This window comes from Arthrobacter sp. Y3223164, from assembly GCF_059091005.1.
Genome location: NZ_JBNHGF010000912.1, coordinates 1 through 369 on the forward strand (window position 1 = coordinate 1; position 369 = coordinate 369).

General features: G+C 71.5%; 1 pseudogene. It reads left to right on the plus strand.

Annotation, left to right across the window (positions count from 1 at the left end):
• Positions 1 to 369 (plus strand): annotated as a pseudogene (locus AC5RUJ_RS18690) (ATP-binding protein); the annotation flags it as partial.

The window sequence follows — 369 nt, forward strand, 5'->3', positions numbered from 1 at the left end:
CGCCAGTCCGTCGAAGATGCCCTCCGGGGCGAGCTGGCGGCTGCCGGGATTGAAGCAGATTTCAGTCCCGCCGGCCTCGCTGCCGCGCGCAGCCGTGCCGCCGTGCTGGCCAAGGACCTGGCCAAGGAGGCCGAGTCGGCCCGCGAACGGAGCAACGATGCCCAGGGCGAGGCTTGGACCCTCAAGGGCCGGATCCGTGCGCTGGAGGAAGAAATCGAGTCCTTCCGGCGCCGCACCAGCAACATCCGTCCCGACAGCCTGGAGCGCCGCCGGCAGATCTGTGCCGCCACCGGCATCGCGGAAGAGGAACTTCCGTTCGCCGGCGAGCTGATCGACATGGCCGCCGCCGAGGCCCGCTGGCGCCCGGCC